Annotated in this window: 14 protein-coding genes and 4 tRNA genes; 11 read left to right on the plus strand and 7 right to left on the minus strand. The window is 53.1% G+C overall.

The window, feature by feature from the left end; translation table 11 throughout:
- Positions 1-40: 40 nt before the first annotated feature.
- From recR to grxD, 4 genes are all read right to left on the minus strand, one after another.
- On the minus strand, positions 41-646 hold the full coding sequence (recR, locus tag JFC11_RS17135; protein WP_198350141.1) for a recombination mediator RecR: 606 nt from the start codon (positions 644-646) through the stop codon (positions 41-43).
- A 2-nt stretch (positions 647-648) separates the two neighbouring features.
- On the minus strand, positions 649-975 hold the full coding sequence (locus tag JFC11_RS17140; protein WP_038482905.1) for a YbaB/EbfC family nucleoid-associated protein: 327 nt from the start codon (positions 973-975) through the stop codon (positions 649-651).
- A gap of 54 nt (positions 976-1,029) precedes the next feature.
- Positions 1,030-3,015, minus strand: coding sequence for a DNA polymerase III subunit gamma/tau (gene dnaX / locus JFC11_RS17145; protein ID WP_198350142.1), 1,986 nt, complete (start codon positions 3,013-3,015; stop codon positions 1,030-1,032).
- Positions 3,016-3,150: 135 nt separating this feature from the next.
- Entirely contained in the window at positions 3,151-3,501 is a 351-nt protein-coding gene (gene grxD, locus JFC11_RS17150; protein ID WP_038482899.1) for a Grx4 family monothiol glutaredoxin, read from the minus strand.
- 221 nt (positions 3,502-3,722) lie between these two features.
- Here grxD and argF point away from each other — a divergent pair, with 221 nt between their 5' ends.
- On the plus strand, positions 3,723-4,646 hold the full coding sequence (argF, locus tag JFC11_RS17155) for an ornithine carbamoyltransferase (protein ID WP_198350143.1): 924 nt from the start codon (positions 3,723-3,725) through the stop codon (positions 4,644-4,646).
- A 181-nt stretch (positions 4,647-4,827) separates the two neighbouring features.
- Here argF and JFC11_RS17160 read toward each other — a convergent pair.
- A tRNA-Ala gene (locus JFC11_RS17160) sits at positions 4,828-4,903 on the minus strand.
- A 195-nt stretch (positions 4,904-5,098) separates the two neighbouring features.
- On the opposite strand from JFC11_RS17160, the gene uvrY reads away from it, so the two are divergent.
- From uvrY to nadB, 7 genes are all read left to right on the plus strand, one after another.
- Positions 5,099-5,749 (plus strand): UvrY/SirA/GacA family response regulator transcription factor, encoded by a 651-nt coding sequence (uvrY, locus tag JFC11_RS17165; protein WP_038482893.1) that lies wholly within the window; start codon positions 5,099-5,101, stop codon positions 5,747-5,749.
- Between the two features lie 46 nt (positions 5,750-5,795).
- Positions 5,796-7,610, plus strand: a complete 1,815-nt coding sequence (gene uvrC, locus JFC11_RS17170; RefSeq protein WP_198350144.1) for an excinuclease ABC subunit UvrC — start codon at positions 5,796-5,798, stop codon at positions 7,608-7,610.
- Between the two features lie 97 nt (positions 7,611-7,707).
- A complete protein-coding gene (gene pgsA / locus JFC11_RS17175; protein ID WP_038482886.1) occupies positions 7,708-8,256 on the plus strand; it encodes a CDP-diacylglycerol--glycerol-3-phosphate 3-phosphatidyltransferase in 549 nt (182 codons plus the stop codon).
- A gap of 84 nt (positions 8,257-8,340) precedes the next feature.
- Positions 8,341-8,415 (plus strand) — tRNA-Gly (locus JFC11_RS17180).
- Positions 8,416-8,502: 87 nt separating this feature from the next.
- Positions 8,503-8,576, plus strand: a tRNA-Cys gene (locus JFC11_RS17185).
- Between the two features lie 41 nt (positions 8,577-8,617).
- Positions 8,618-8,704, plus strand: a tRNA-Leu gene (locus tag JFC11_RS17190).
- Between the two features lie 339 nt (positions 8,705-9,043).
- Positions 9,044-10,738, plus strand: a complete 1,695-nt coding sequence (nadB, locus tag JFC11_RS17195) for an L-aspartate oxidase (protein ID WP_198350145.1) — start codon at positions 9,044-9,046, stop codon at positions 10,736-10,738.
- Here nadB and JFC11_RS17200 read toward each other — a convergent pair.
- Together JFC11_RS17200 and JFC11_RS17205 are read right to left on the minus strand one after the other, a co-directional pair.
- The gene (locus tag JFC11_RS17200) at positions 10,715-11,026 is read right to left on the minus strand and encodes a hypothetical protein (RefSeq protein ID WP_233437230.1); all 312 of its coding nucleotides are present in this window, start codon (positions 11,024-11,026) and stop codon (positions 10,715-10,717) included. The genes nadB and JFC11_RS17200 overlap by 24 nt on opposite strands.
- Before the next feature lie 46 nt (positions 11,027-11,072).
- Positions 11,073-11,366, minus strand: coding sequence for an FAD assembly factor SdhE (locus tag JFC11_RS17205; protein WP_009722716.1), 294 nt, complete (start codon positions 11,364-11,366; stop codon positions 11,073-11,075).
- A 205-nt stretch (positions 11,367-11,571) separates the two neighbouring features.
- On the opposite strand from JFC11_RS17205, the gene JFC11_RS17210 reads away from it, so the two are divergent.
- From JFC11_RS17210 to lapB, 3 genes are all read left to right on the plus strand, one after another.
- Positions 11,572-11,868, plus strand: coding sequence for an integration host factor subunit beta (locus tag JFC11_RS17210; RefSeq protein ID WP_009722715.1), 297 nt, complete (start codon positions 11,572-11,574; stop codon positions 11,866-11,868).
- 143 nt (positions 11,869-12,011) lie between these two features.
- The gene (locus tag JFC11_RS17215; RefSeq protein WP_038482879.1) at positions 12,012-12,317 is read left to right on the plus strand and encodes a lipopolysaccharide assembly protein LapA domain-containing protein; all 306 of its coding nucleotides are present in this window, start codon (positions 12,012-12,014) and stop codon (positions 12,315-12,317) included.
- A complete protein-coding gene (lapB, locus tag JFC11_RS17220) occupies positions 12,318-13,517 on the plus strand; it encodes a lipopolysaccharide assembly protein LapB (protein ID WP_038482875.1) in 1,200 nt (399 codons plus the stop codon). It abuts the gene before it with no gap.
- The last annotated feature ends 4 nt before the right edge of the window (positions 13,518-13,521 follow it).

Here is a 13,521-nt window from a genome sequence, read left to right on the forward strand (position 1 = left end):
GTTGGCACAATCGCAAAAGCGCTTGCGTTTTTTTATAAGGTCAATCGCTAGCGAAAGGCTGGCGACCATTAAAGGCGCGGCTTAGCGTACCACCGTCTACATACTCAAGCTCCCCTCCCATAGGAACACCATAGGCGAGTCGCGAAAAAGAGACACCGTAGTGAGCAAGTTGGGCGGCAATGAAGTGCGCTGTCGCTTCGCCTTCTACGGTGGGATTGGTGGCAAGCACTACTTCGCGAATGTTGCCTTCTGCGACGCGGCTTTCCAATAGATCCAATCCAATGGCATCTGGGCCGACGCCGTCCAGCGGAGAAAGGTGACCATGCAATACAAAGTAACGCCCTTGAAAGCCACCCGCCTCTTCAATAGCAAGCTGATCAGCAGGCGACTCGACTACACACAGCAGCGCATCATCACGACGGGGGCTTTCGCACAGCGCGCAGATATCTGCTTCGGTCAACGTACGGCAGCGCTGACAATAACCGACCTCTTCAATGGCCTGCTGAATTACCGCTGCCAACCGCTGCCCTCCTGGGCGCTCGCGTTCTAACAGGTGCATGGCCATGCGTTGGGCCGTTTTTGGCCCAACGCCCGGCAACACGCGAAAAGCGTCCATCAGTTGCTCAACAAGCGGGGAGAAGCGCATGTTTAGAACGGCATCTTAAAGCCGGGCGGCAAGTTCAAGCCTGCCGTCGCTTCTTCCATTTTCGCTTTGGAGTTTGCTTCCACTTTTCGAACAGCATCATTCACGGCAGCGGCGAGCAAATCTTCCAGCAGCTCTTTGTCTTCTTCAAGAACGCTGGGATCAATAGTGACATTGGTAACATCGTGGCGGCCGTTCATGGTGATTTTCACCATACCGGCGCCCGCTTCGCCATGGACTTCCGCTTTAGCAGCTTCTTCTTGAATCTGCTGCATCTTTTCCTGCATCTCTTGGGCTTGCTTCATTATGTTGCCCATTCCACCTTTAAACATGCGGTTATCTCCTGAAGGAATAAAAAATAAGCATCGCGAGTCAATCGTCAGCGGCTAAGAACGCTTGTCAGACGCGGGTTTAACGGTTGACTCAATGAGAGTAGCCCCAAATGCCTGCTGTAGCTTCTGTATATTGGGGTCGCGGTGTAATAGATCAACAGCCAACGAGTGGCGCTCTTTCTGCTGACGCTCTTCCTGCTGGCGGGGAGTTTCAAGATCAGGCGCTAAGTCAGCCACCGTAAACTCGATTCGCCGAGGCAGCCCATAACTACTTAGCGCGCGCTCAATACGACCATTGTGAACATCGGCCTGCATAGCGGATTGCCCAGGGTCAAGCCGCAGCACCACAGTGTGGCCATCATCGCTTTCAAGCTGACAGTGCGCTGCCAAATTACGGGTAAGGCCGCCTAACCCAAGGGCACTGAAGCATGCCAGCCACCCAGCATGGTCTAGACGATCGTCAGCAGCGACCTGGCTGCTAGCAGCATTGGCAGGCACCTCACTGGAAACTGGCTCTGGCTCTGGCTCTGGCTCTGGCTCTGGCTCTGGCTCTGGCTCTGGCTCTGGCTCTGGCTCTGGCTCTGGCTCTGAAGAAAGCATGGCGGCACTCTCCACCTCGTCAAGCGACCAGGGTGGCGCTTGCTCTGATGAAACAGCGTCAGGCGCGCTTAACTCGTCAGTTGCACCCGGGGCAGCACTCGCCTGCACCGCGGCTGAGTCAGGCGTTTTGGCCTGATTGCTCGGCAGCGCAGGCTCAGGCTTTTTTACCGCTGGCTCATGGGCAGAGACTGGTTCAGGTGCGTAGCTATCCTCAGATGCAGCTACCTGAGCAGCAGGTTCAGGAGAGACAGGCTCATGCGACACCGCTGTTTGGGAAACAGTGTCACTGGAAGGTTCTCGGCGCAGCGGAAGCGGCGTGGCAGCAGGCTTTGGCACCCCCTGGGGGCGAAACGCCAGCATTCGCAATAGCGTCATTTCTAGCGCACTGCGCAGATCAGGTGCATGCACCATGTCGCCGCGCCCTTGAATGCCGATCTGGTAATAGAGTTGAATATCCTCGGCAGTAAAGCGGCTCGCCAGTTGTTGAATAAGCGCTCGATCACCGTGACTATTATCAACGGCATCAGGCACCATCTGCGCCACGGCCAAGCGATGCAAAACCGCACTTAATTCATCCAATACTGCTGCAAAATCAGGCCCCTGCTCCGATAACTGAGCAACCTCGGCTAGCAGTCGCTGAACATCAACATCAGCCAGCGCTTCTACCAGCGCCAACACATGGCGATGATCCAAGGTACCCAGCATGGCAGCGACATCCGCATGGCGAATCGCACCCTGGCCAAAGGCAATGGCTTGATCGGTCAGGCTCATTGCATCGCGCATAGAACCTTCCGCGGCCTTACCTAACAGCCACAGAGCGCTCTCATCATACTCGACCCCTTCCTCCCCCAGCACATAGGTTAGGTGCTCTACCACCCGTTCAGGGGGCATATGCTTAAGCGTGAACTGTAAACAGCGGGATAGGACGGTGGCGGGCAGCTTTTGCGGATCTGTGGTGGCCAGCAGAAACTTCACGTGGGGTGGCGGCTCTTCCAGCGTTTTAAGCAGCGCATTGAAACTGCTGGTCGACAGCATGTGTACCTCGTCAATCAGGTACACCTTATAGCGTCCTTGCGTTGGCGCATACTGCACGTTATCAAGCAGCTCTCGGGTATCTTCAACCTTTGTCCGCGAAGCAGCATCGACCTCGATCAAGTCAACGAATCGGCCTTCATCAATCGCGCGACAGCTGTCGCACTGACCGCAAGGCGTCGAGGTAATGCCTTCATTACCGCGGCCATTTGCGGTGCAGTTAAGGCATTTAGCCAGGATACGCGCAAGGGTGGTCTTGCCCACCCCGCGAGTACCCGTAAATAGGTAGGCATGGTGAAGACGGCCTTGGTCGAGTGCATTGACCAAGGCGCGCTGAACATGGGCCTGGCCCACGAGCTCGTGGAATGTACGCGGCCGCCATTTGCGGGCCAGAACCTGATAGCTCATTGAGCATTACTTCCTTTGGCGGGCTAACTGTCGATGCGAAAAGGACACCATTCTAGCGGCTGCGCTGCAGCCCGCCAACCGCTCAGCCCAATAGACTAGCAGTCCACTAGACCAAGCGGCATTGGGCAATAAACGTTAAGCGTTGTTGTCACTTTCAGCAGCGCCAGCACGCTGGGCAGCTTCTTTGATCAGCTTTTCGAGCTCACCACTTTGATGCATCTCGATCACGATATCGCAGCCGCCAACCAATTCGCCTTCCACCCAAAGCTGCGGGAAGGTCGGCCAGTTAGCAATTTTTGGCAGCTCAGCGCGAATATCTGGATTATCCAGCACGTTAACAAAGGCAAAACGCTCACCGCAGCCCATCAGCGCCTGCACTGTTTGTGCAGAAAAACCACACTGCGGCAGCTGGGGGGTACCTTTCATGTAGATAAGAATGGGGTTTTCACTAATTTGGCGCTGAATATTTTCGGCAGTCGTACTCATGATGTGCTCCTAAAACAAGTGATGTTATCTCGCCAGTTTACGCAATTCGTTAACTAGCTTTAACCCTTAAAGCCGAAGATTACCTTTTGTTGCCGTGCAACCTAATACTTGAGCAAACTACTCGGCCTTACCATGTGGGTCGTCATTCTACGCATGCCAAGCGCGTTGCGCATCCCCTGCCGCATCGCTAGGATAGTGTTTTTGCGCGGAGAGATATCATCATGGCGACACGCCATTTCTTAACCTTGCTGGATTTAACCCCAGATGAGCTGGCGTACCTGATTCAGCGTGCGATTAAGATCAAAACCGAGCTCAAGGCTAACGGCCCCATCTATACGCCGCTACCTAACCGCACGCTGGCGATGATTTTTGAAAAATCATCGACTCGCACCCGTGTGTCGTTTGAAACCGGCATGGCGCAGTTCGGCGGTCACGCCCTCTTCCTCTCTCCCCGCGACACCCAACTAGGGCGTGGAGAGCCGATTGAAGACACCGCCCGCGTACTGTCCGAAATGGTTGATGCGGTAATGATTCGGACCTTTTCACACGCAGGCTTAGAAGCCTATGCCAACGCTAGCAGCGTGCCTGTGATTAACGCGTTAAGTGACGATTATCATCCTTGCCAATTGCTAGCAGACGTGATGACCTGGACCGAGCTGCGTGGCAGTGTAGAAGGACGCACGGCTGTTTGGGTAGGTGATGGCAATAACATGTGCCACTCCTGGATTAATGCCGCCCGTCAGTTTGGTTTCAAACTGCGCGTTTGTTGCCCTAAAGGCTATGAACCGCGCGCTGACATTATGGAAGCCGCCGGGGACTGTGTAACGTTGCATCACACCCCCCACGAGGCTGCCAAAGACGCCGACTTGATCACGACAGATGTGTGGGCATCCATGGGGCAGGAAGAAGAACAAGCTAAGCGCGAAGCAGACTTTGCAGGCTTCCAGGTCACTGAGGCAATGCTTGATAGCGCACAACCTGATGTGCTTTTCCTACACTGCCTACCTGCCCACCGCGGTGAAGAGATCAGCACTACCTTATTGGACGATCCGCGCGCTGTCGTGTGGCAAGAAGCGGGGAATCGCCTGCATGCACAAAAGGCGTTAATCGAATTTTTGCTGCTTGGCAGAATTGCCAACGAGTAACACCTGAGGGTACGTGCTTTTTAACACAGGCTTTCAGTTACGCGAATGCCCAACAGCACGCACTCTCACACGTACTCTCGCATGTATCCCCGCACGAACCATCAATTGAAAATGATAAGCATAAAAAAACGCCTCGTTACTGGTAACGAGGCGTTTTTTTGGATTCTGTGGGTCTGTAAAATGGTGGAGCCTAGCGGGATCGAACCGCTGACCTCAACACTGCCAGTGTTGCGCTCTCCCAGCTGAGCTAAGGCCCCACATAGTTTTACATGCCGCTTTTTCAAACCACTCATTGAGCAGCGGCGAAATACTACGCCAGTAATTTGCTCAGCGTCAAGCTAATCATGAACAACTATCAACTAAATTCTCCTTTGGTTAGAGCTGTGGCACTCTATATCATGCAACGCGGCTTACGCCCACCACTACGATGATTTCATGCAGGAGCCTGCACCTTGATCAAAGTTTTAATCGCCGATGATCATCACCTAGTGAGAACCAGCATTGCTCATCTGCTAAACGAAGAGTGCGATATTAAAGTCGTAGGTGAGGTCGACGATGGCGAAAGCGCAGTGGCTCAATGCCGTCGCTTAAAGCCTGACATTGTCGTGATGGATATTCGCATGCCGGGCATTGGCGGACTCGAAGCTACTCGCCGCATCCATAGAACAATGGAAGACGTCAAAGTACTCATATTAACCGCTCACATTGAAGATAGTGCGTTACGGCTCATGCTGGAAGCGGGTGCGATTGGCTTCCTCAGTAAAGGGGCTGACACGTCAGAAATGACCGACGCTATCCGCCAAGTCTTTCACGGAAAGCGCTATGTCAGCCAAGAAATCGCCCAGCGGTTGGCGCTTTCCCATTTTACTGACGAAGACAATCCGTTTAGACACCTGTCGCATCGTGAGCTACAAATCGCCCTTATGATTGTAAATTGCCAGCGCGTCCAGGATATTTCAGACCGCTTGCACCTTAGCCCCAAAACAGTGAACACCTATCGCTATCGGCTATTTGACAAACTAGAGGTCGCTACTGATGTAGAGCTTACCCACCTGGCACTACGCCACGGTTTAGTTGAGGGCTTTGACGCCATGCTGGGATAGACCTACCATCGCAGCTTCCGTTGCCTAGAAACGCCGATTTCCAGCCATGACTTTTGATGCCAAGCAATTTTTAAGCTCTGTCAGTGCCTCGCCCGGTGTTTATAGGATGCTGGACGAGCACAGCAACACTCTCTATGTCGGCAAAGCCAAGCGCCTAAAAGCTCGGCTTGCTAGCTATTTCCGTGGCCAGCTTAATACCAAAACCCAGGCGATGGTGGCACGAATTGCAGATATCCAAATTACCGTCACCCGTAGCGAAACAGAGGCCCTGCTGCTAGAGCAGACGCTCATAAAAGAACTGCGTCCGCCCTATAACATTCTGCTAAGAGACGACAAGTCTTACCCTTTCGTATTTGTGACCGATCGGCACGCTTACCCTGCGCTTGAATATAAACGTGCGCGACAGCGTCGAGGAGATGGCCGCTATTTAGGTCCTTATCCAAGTAGCGGAGCGGTGAAAGAAAGCCTAGCGCTGATGCAGAAAATTTTTCGCATACGTAATTGTGAAGACAGCGTGTTTGCCCACCGCTCTCGACCATGCCTGCAATACCAAATTCAGCGCTGTAGCGCGCCTTGCGTTGACTTCATTTCGGAAGCAGATTATCGACGCGACGTTGAGCATGCAGTGATGTGCCTTGAAGGTAAAAGCGAACACGTCACCCAGCTTCTTAGCGAGGAGATGGAAACGGCCAGCCGCGCTTTAAATTTTGAAGAAGCAGCAAGGTTGCGTGACCAAATACAGCAGCTACGCCAGTTACAGCAACGCCAGTTTGTCGATAACGAAAGTGGTGATGCCGATATTTTTGCGCTGGCCCAACGCCCTGGGGCGCTAGGCATATCAATACTTAGCGTTCGCGATGGCCGCTTACTGGGCGCTCGCCATCACACGCCTAAAAACGACCTCGACCTGCCACCGGACATGCTACTGACGGAAGTCGTTAGCCAGTACTACTTTGGCCAACCTCACAACGTACCCAGTGAAGTAATTACCAGCCACCCACTGGAAGATAGCCCACTGATTGCCGACGCACTTTCACAGCAAGCGGGTAAACGCGTTCGCGTCACCAGCCAAGTTCGGGGGCATCGCGCCCAGTGGCAGCATCTGGCTATGACCAATGCCGAGCAACAGCTTGCGTCGCAGTTGGCTAACAAAACCCAGCTTACTCAGCGATTTGAAGCCCTCCAGAAAGCGCTCGCATTGGACAAAACACCCCAGCGCCTTGAGTGCTTTGACATTAGCCACAGCCAGGGGGAAGCGACCGTTGCTTCCTGTGTCGTATTTGACCATCAGGGCCCACGCAAGAGCGATTACCGCCACTTCCGCATCGAAGGCGTCGCCGCAGGCGATGATTATGCAGCCATGCAACAAGCACTAACACGCCGCCTTAAACGGGTGAAAAGTGGCGAGGCAGTGGCGCCTGATATTTTGATCGTCGATGGCGGCAAAGGTCAGTTGAACATGGCTCGCGGTGTGTTAACCGAACTAGCGGTTACCGATATCATTTTGCTCGGTGTTGCTAAAGGCACCACACGTAAAGCAGGCCTGGAAACGCTCTTCCTAGAAACCACCGATAATCCCTTACCCCTTGACCCCGCGTCGCCAGCATTACACTTAATTCAGCATATACGCGATGAATCTCACCGTTTTGCCATTGCCGGCCACCGCGCCCAGCGTGACAAAGCACGCCGCACCTCTACGCTTCAAGACATTCCCGGCATAGGCCCTAAAAGACGGCGCGAATTATTACGCTTCTTCGGCGGTTTGCAGGGCGTTCAGAAAGCTAGCCGCGATGAGTTGGCGCGCGTACCTGGCATTAATGCCTCACTCGCTGAGACAATTTACCAATCACTAAATGGATAAACCTACTGTTAACATGGATGCTAAGCACCAAGGGGGATAGAATATCCCCCACTACACTCCGTCTTCCATGACTCTCCGGCAAGGATCGCGCCCCGCGATGAATATACCCAACATACTTACTCTGGCAAGAATCGTTTTTATTCCACTGTTAGTAGTGCTTTTTTACCTACCTTTCAGTTGGAGTATGCCAGTCGCTGCAGGCTTATTTGCGCTAGCATCCATCACCGATTGGCTAGATGGCTACTTAGCCCGCCGCTGGAATCAATCAACGCCGTTTGGCGCGTTTCTCGACCCTGTGGCTGATAAATTGATGGTCGCGGTTGCACTGGCGCTACTCATTGAGCGCTTTGACACACTGGTATTAACACTGCCAGCATTGGTCATTATCGGCCGCGAAATCGTCATTTCGGCACTACGTGAGTGGATGGCCGAAATGGGCAAGCGAGGTATGGTTGCGGTGTCCTGGATCGGTAAGCTTAAAACAACACTGCAGATGGTTGCCTTGCTCATACTTCTGGCCTTCCCTCCAGGACATGAGTTTGCGCTAATGGGTGTGGTTGTTCTTTACGCTGCAGCCATTCTTACGCTGTGGTCCATGGCGCAGTACCTTAAAGCAGCCTGGCCTCACTTGAGTCGTTCCATGTGATCGACTCTCTAGGCGACTGAACCTCCAGACAAATTCATTAATTGACAAGCGCGTAGCGATGCGTATAATTCGCCCTCGAGTCGAGCGGGAATAGCTCAGTGGTAGAGCATCGCCTTGCCAAGGCGAGGGTCGGGAGTTCGAATCTCCTTTCCCGCTCCAACTTGGATAGCGTGGTAAAGCAAGAGAGGGTCGTGAGCTGGAACGCCAGTCCGATCGAATCTACTTTCTCGCTCCAACGACTTGTTAGGCTGGATGGCAGAGTGGTTATGCAGCGGACTGCAACTCCGTGTACGCCGGTTCGATTCCGACTCCAGCCTCCATTTCAGTGTGGCGATGAATAGCAATATTCCTGCGATGCACTGCCCGGATGGCGAAATTGGTAGACGCAAGAGACTTAAAATCTCTCGGAGGCAACTCCGTGCCGGTTCAAGTCCGGCTCCGGGCACCATATTTAATTAGCACCTCCCCTTCTTTCAGCGGTAAACGTTTCCCATATTGTTTTAAGAGCGCTAGAGAAGCGTTTTTTGTGCTTCTTACAAGGCTCTGCAATTTTTTGATTACCCCTCTTTTTTGCCCCTCCTGTTTTATCCAATCGCCAAATAGCTTACCCCCTCTTAAATATCGCATCAGAGCGTTTAGCCGCTATCTATATGCGCTGAAAGCAATTTTTCACAGCCCCTCATCGCCAAGTGACAACAGTCACGCTATGATGCCTTCCTCTGCTGTCTACAGCACGCGAAGCATTTAGCACCCACTGCGTTTGAATGTAAAAAGAGGATCCGGCCCCATGAGCTCGCCAACATCCGACGTACTTGTCATCGGCGGCGGCGTCGCCGGCCTAACTTTAGCCCTTGAAGTTGCTGACCATCTTTCGGTAACCCTGGTTAGGCCTGCTCTGGATGACCAGGGAGCCAGCCGCTGGGCGCAGGGCGGAATAGCAGCCGTACTCTCACCAGACGACGACCTAGATGCCCATGTGCGAGATACGCTCATTGCTGGCGATGGCCTATGTGATGAAGAGGCTGTTCGATTTACCGTGACACACGGCCCAGATGCCATTCAGTGGCTAATCGACAACGGCGTCCCCTTTACACCGGATCCAGACCCGAGCGCCCGCTACCCTTATCACTTAACACGGGAAGGCGGCCACAACGCACGCCGCATTATTCATGCTGACGATGCAACTGGACGCGCGGTAGTCGATACGCTGTACGAAAAAGTCACTTCTCACCCCAATATTACTCAGCGCAGTGACTTAACCATACTGCACTTAATCAGCGATGCCACAGGCCGCTGTATTGGCGCGGAAGGCGTAGATCAACAACAGCATCAACAAACACTGCTTGCCAAGCACATCGTACTAGCAACAGGCGGTGCAAGCGGCCTTTATCGGCACACCACCACCCCATCGCCAAGCAGCGGGGAAGGCATGGTGATGGCCGCTGAACTGGGCGCAAAACTGATGAATCTTGAGTTTCAGCAGTTTCATCCTACCTGTCTGTTTGACCCAGAAGGACCTGCTTTTTTAATTAGCGAAGCCGTACGAGGAGAAGGCGGACACCTGCTAAATGAGGCCGGTCATCGATTTATGCCCGATATTGATTCTCGCGCTGAGCTGGCTCCCAGAGACGTCGTTGCTCGAGCAATCGATTCGCAAATCCAACAAAGCAGCCAAGGGCATGTGTGGCTAGATATCAGCCACCTTGGAGCAGCCGCTATTCGCCACCATTTCCCTACTATTTTGGCACACTGCGCCTCCCGGGGAATTGATATAACCCGCCAACCCATTCCAGTAGTGCCTGCCGCTCATTACAGCTGTGGCGGTGTTGCCACAGACCACCGCGGTGCAACTCACGTCACTAATCTCTATGCGGTTGGAGAGCTTGCTTACACAGGCCTACATGGCGCAAATCGCATGGCTAGCAACTCACTATTGGAGTGTCTGGTATACGCCAGAAGCTGCGCAAAGCACTTACGCACGCAGGAAAAACGCGCACAAACACGCCCAGTTGCACCTAAAGAGATTCTTAGCGATACCCGCGATACAATGCCGCTGCAGAGTCAGCAGTGGTCATCCACGCCCCTGGAAGCCCTGGCGACTATACGTAGCGAACTGCGGGCAACAATGAGCCAGCATGTTTCGATTGTTCGCAGCAATCAGGGGCTAAATATCGCTCACCATAAGCTGAACGAACTTGAGACGCAGCTTAACGACATTCTAAACGGCAGTCTTGACGGTGTTGCTGACAGCTCAAAGAAAGGCTCTAACAACGCTTTTGAAGGCACCGCTGGCAAGCGCAGCCACCCTGAAAGCGTGCGTTTACAGCAAGCACTGTGGCTTGCAAAGTTGACGGTATTAGCGGCACTTCAAAGACATGAATCACGAGGACTGCATTACTCTATCGACTGGCCTAAGCACCAGGAAAATACAGCGGCTTCGGAGATGTCACTTGATCAGCTAGCGCCCGGGACGATGGCATAAACGCCGCAGCGAACGCTGACTGTGTGCTGGCAAGCTATCTGGCCACAACCAAAGCCGTTGCGGCCCGACATGGAGCCCGATTAACCAAGGGCCCACGTAATCAGCGTTAACAGGCTGTTCGTTTTCAAGCTCACCCTCTTCCGATAACCACTGCGCACTTAATCGATTGCCGCTTTTCGAAACTCTTAACTCCCCCATGGGTTGATAGCGATACTCACGGCCCAGCAACAGTATCGCGATTACTGCCGCAAGTAACGCTATCCATGGGCCAATAAGCCACGCCGTCACTGCACACAACCCGAATGCCAAGAATGCGTGAAAAGCGCACTGGATTTTAGAGCGTGCGATAAGCAGAGTTATCGGTATTTTCTGCATGCTCTACGATCATCTGCACGATGCGCTTTAATGATGGCTCCTCGGGCCATTCACGACGCATCAACCATCCAAAGAGATCTTGATCCTCTTCCTCAATTAAGCGCTGATAGGCCAACTGCTCATCTTCACTCAGTTCATCAAAGCGGTGTTCAAGAAACGGTATCAGCAGCAGGTCAAGCTCCCACATGCCACGGCGAGAGTGCCAATAAAGCCGTTTACGCAATATGGCTGCAGGGGAAGTATCGTCGTTCAACGTCAGCCTCTCCGGTTACAAAATGAGTCGCCAGTATACCTAAGCCACAGGGTCGCGCCAGCGCCTCACTTCGCCTATGCTGATATTCATTCTAGTACCTTGTTTTATCTGAATTGTTTTATCCTGTTATGCGCAGTATGCTGACTCTGTTGTTATCGAGGTCGCAAGCGCGTCACGGCCATTAAAGTTCGCAGGGAGCCAACCGATGACCAAATCTGAACTAATCGAACAAATTGCGATGCGTCAACCGGAGCTATCCGCCAAAGAAGTAGAAACGGCGGTGCGTATTATTTTAGACGATATGACCGACGCTCTTGCTAGCGGGGGACGGGTTGAGATCCGGGGGTTCGGCAGCTTTTCGCTTCACTACCGAGAGCCTCGTGTCGGGCGCAACCCTAAAACAGGAGACCCGGTCGACTTGGACGGCAAGTACGTGCCGCACTTCAAACCGGGCAAAGAGTTGCGCGAACAGGTAGATGCAAGCCGCGCACTTGGCTATTAATGAGCTAACCGAGGCTACACAACCTCGGCGTTGCCAATAGCAAGGCTCTTTTGATCTTGTTATCCGACTTTATGTGGGATGACGCCGCGCCACGACTCATACACAATAGAGCCATTATGAATGTCACTGACTAGGAAACTCTCATGCGTTGGATCAAAGGGCTGATTCTGGCCGTCATATTGCTGGTTGTTCTACTGGTGGGCATTTTATTTGCCGTCAACAACCAACAAACCATTGCCTTAAACCTAATTTGGGCAGAACTGCCGCCTGTGTCACTCTCTGTCTGGCTGCTTGCTACGTTAACTTTCGGCGTTATCTTAGGCATGCTTGCCATGCTAGGTGTTTACGTACGCCTTAAAGCGCAGCTAGCACGAAGTGAACGACACAATAAGCAACAGCGCAAAGAGCTAGACCGCCTACGCACTCAGGAGCTTAAGGAACTGGCTTAAATGTATGATGCCGTGCTGCTAGGCGTTCTACTGGCAGCCATTGCCATCGGCTTTGGCCTGGGTGTTCGTCACGCTTCCCGCCGCCGCCAGCGCACTCACGACTCTCGCCCATCTGGCTTATCGAGAGAGTACTTTGTCGGGCTGAATTACCTGCTCAATGAGCAGCCCGACGAAGCTATCAATACGTTTGTCAATGCACTGGATGTTAATAGCGATACTGTGGAAACCCACATAGCGCTAGGCAAGCTGTTTCGCGCACGCGGTGAAGCAGACAAAGCCGTTAGCATTCATCAAAACCTACTTGCTCGCCCTGCCCTTTCCACCAGCACTAACGAACATGTGCAGCTTGAGCTAGCACGTGACTTTATGGCGTTAGGCGTTCACGACCGAGCTCAGCGAATGCTGAGAGCGCTGCTGGATAAATCAGACAATGACACCTATCGCCAGGAAGCCAAGCGGCTACTGATCGATTTACTTGAGCGCGAAAAGGACTGGCAAGAAGCACTCGACGTGGCTCAATCACTGTTTAAGCAACAGCCCGGCATGCAACGACCTGCTGCTCACTGGCTATGTGAACTCGCCCAGCAGGAGATACATCAAGCAAGTCGCGCGATCGCCCGCAAGCACTTAAAAAAAGCGCTTCAGTTGGATGAGCGATGCGTCCGTGCGACGTTACTACTTGCTGAACTGGAGATGGATAATGGGCATTACACACGTGCCATTGAGCGCCTAAACCATATTCCCCAGCAGGATATTGCTCACATCCCCACCATGCTGCCCACCCTCCAGCATGCCTATGAGCGTAATAACGACATTCAAGGGTTTGAAACGCATCTTTATCGACTGCTGGGACAAGCACCGTACACCAGCATTATTATCGCCCTCGGAGAGCTCGTTCATCAAAGAGATGGCGTAGATAGTGCTATTGAGCAAACGGGCGAGTGGCTAAGGGAGGCACCCAGCCTGGGTGGGCTTGATTACCTAATCGACCTTTATCATGAAAGCCAACGTTTGAGTGGAAAAACTCCGCCAGACACGCGTTTGCTGTTACTTAAGCACCATACCAATGCCCTTTTAGAGGGCAAAGCCCGCCATCGCTGCCGCCGCTGCGGCTTTGCCAGCGACAGCCTGGCATGGCAGTGCCCTAGCTGCCGCCGCTGGGGCACCATTAAACCTATTACCGGGGTTGATGGCGAATAAGCGA

Source organism: Vreelandella alkaliphila (assembly GCF_016107625.1).
Lineage (GTDB): Bacteria > Pseudomonadota > Gammaproteobacteria > Pseudomonadales > Halomonadaceae > Vreelandella > Vreelandella alkaliphila.

Coding starts and splice junctions, on each gene's coding strand:
- recR (WP_198350141.1), bottom strand. CDS start 646: ATGCGCTTCTCCCCGCTTGTTGAGCAACTGATGGACGCTTTTCGCGTG.
- JFC11_RS17140 (WP_038482905.1), bottom strand. CDS start 975: ATGTTTAAAGGTGGAATGGGCAACATAATGAAGCAAGCCCAAGAGATG.
- dnaX (WP_198350142.1), bottom strand. CDS start 3,015: ATGAGCTATCAGGTTCTGGCCCGCAAATGGCGGCCGCGTACATTCCAC.
- grxD (WP_038482899.1), bottom strand. CDS start 3,501: ATGAGTACGACTGCCGAAAATATTCAGCGCCAAATTAGTGAAAACCCC.
- argF (WP_198350143.1), top strand. CDS start 3,723: ATGGCGACACGCCATTTCTTAACCTTGCTGGATTTAACCCCAGATGAG.
- uvrC (WP_198350144.1), top strand. CDS start 5,796: ATGACTTTTGATGCCAAGCAATTTTTAAGCTCTGTCAGTGCCTCGCCC.
- pgsA (WP_038482886.1), top strand. CDS start 7,708: ATGAATATACCCAACATACTTACTCTGGCAAGAATCGTTTTTATTCCA.
- nadB (WP_198350145.1), top strand. CDS start 9,044: ATGAGCTCGCCAACATCCGACGTACTTGTCATCGGCGGCGGCGTCGCC.
- JFC11_RS17210 (WP_009722715.1), top strand. CDS start 11,572: ATGACCAAATCTGAACTAATCGAACAAATTGCGATGCGTCAACCGGAG.
- JFC11_RS17215 (WP_038482879.1), top strand. CDS start 12,012: ATGCGTTGGATCAAAGGGCTGATTCTGGCCGTCATATTGCTGGTTGTT.
- lapB (WP_038482875.1), top strand. CDS start 12,318: ATGTATGATGCCGTGCTGCTAGGCGTTCTACTGGCAGCCATTGCCATC.